The organism is Corynebacterium sp. HMSC074C11, from assembly GCF_001809455.1.
Lineage (GTDB): Bacteria > Actinomycetota > Actinomycetes > Mycobacteriales > Mycobacteriaceae > Corynebacterium > Corynebacterium amycolatum.
Window position 1 is genome coordinate 1 of the sequence record NZ_KV797723.1, and the last position, 1465, is coordinate 1465.

Consider the following 1465-nt stretch of genomic DNA (forward strand, 5'->3'; position numbering starts at 1 on the left):
GGCTCTTCCGGTTTCGGAGTGCGTAGCGGGGTGAAGAAGACCACGGTGGGTTCAGCGGGTCACCACAACATATAGGGGGTCCCCGGTGTGAAGATGAAAGTTCCTACACAATCATCTGAACACACCAGGGACCCGCACCGTGAAGCCTACTGGCAACCTCGTCGCCGACACCATCTGCCGCACCGCCGAGATCGGCTTGACGATCACCGGTGCCGCCGACGCGGGCACCATCACCATCATCGATGCCGCACCGGTGGCCGTGAGCAATACCTGCCCCGAGTGCGGGCACCCAGGGAAGCTACGCGATCACATCCTCCGCCGGCTCGTTGATCTTCCCGTCGTCGGCTTCCCCAGCCGCCTGGATGTCCGCGTTCCCCGCTTCCTGTGCACAGCCACGTCGTGTCCGAGGAAGATCTTCCAGACATCCCTGGCCTGCGCGGATGACGGATCCAAGCTCACCCACCGCGTCACCCGCTGGATCCTCCAGCGCCTGGCGATTGACCGGATGAGTGTCTCTGCCACCGCCAAAGCACTCGGCATCGGCTGGGACCTGTCAACCAGGTCGCACTCGATGCCTGCCGCCAGCTTGTCTACGACGACCCGCACCACCTGGACGGGGTGCGCATCCTCGGCGTCGATGAACATGTCTGGAAGCACACTCGAAAGCCCGGTCAGCCGTCGAACCTGGTGACCATCCTCGTCGACCTCACCCCACTGGTCGACGGACGTGGTCCGGCCCGACTGCTGGACCTGCGTCCCGGACGCAGTGCGGAAGTGCTGCGCACCTGGCTGCAGGAACGCGACCCTAGCTTCCGCAGCCAAGTGCAGGTGGTGACCATGGATGGCTTCACCGGCTACGCCTCCGCCGTCGACCAGGTCCTCCCGGACGCGACCAAGGTGATGGATCCGTTTCACGTAGTCCATCTGGCTGCCGACAAGCTCACCGGCTGTCGGCAGCGACTCCAACGAGAGACCACCGGACGACGCGGACGCAAAGACGACCCGCTGTACAAGTACCGCCGGACCTTGTTGACCAGGACGAACTACCTCACGCAGCGGCAGAAACAACGACTCGACCTGTTATGGGCCACCGACGATGACTACGTGGCACTCGAGGTGACCTGGCTGTTCTACCAGGACATGATCGCGGCGTACGGGCATCCGAAGAAATCAGAGGGCAAGAAGCTCATGAGCCGGGTGATCAACAGCCTGCGTAAGGGACTACCCGCAGGTCTGGAGGAGCTCGCCCAACTGGGGCGCACCTTGTGGCGCCGACGTGAGGACGTGTTGGCCTACTTCGATATCGGCGCGTCCAACGGGCCGGTCGAATCCATCAACGGCAGGCTCGAGCACCTGCGCGGGATCGCCCTGGGCTTCAGGAATCTCAACCACTACATCTTGCGGTGCTTGATCCACTCCGGACAGCTGCAGGGGAAGATCAACGCACTCTAAAAACGGAAGAGCC

1 protein-coding gene and 1 pseudogene are annotated in these 1465 nt (G+C 63.1%); one reads left to right on the forward strand and one right to left on the reverse strand.

Going from position 1 to position 1465, the window contains the following annotated elements; translation table 11 throughout:
* Nucleotides 1-103: 103 nt before the first annotated feature.
* A complete protein-coding gene (locus tag HMPREF2614_RS11240) occupies nt 104-289 on the reverse strand; it encodes a hypothetical protein (RefSeq protein ID WP_246815665.1) in 186 nt (61 codons plus the stop codon).
* Here HMPREF2614_RS11240 and HMPREF2614_RS02270 point away from each other — a divergent pair.
* A pseudogene (locus HMPREF2614_RS02270) lies at nt 203-1452 on the forward strand (ISL3 family transposase). The gene HMPREF2614_RS11240 and the pseudogene HMPREF2614_RS02270 overlap by 87 nt on opposite strands.
* Nucleotides 1453-1465: the final 13 nt, after the last annotated feature.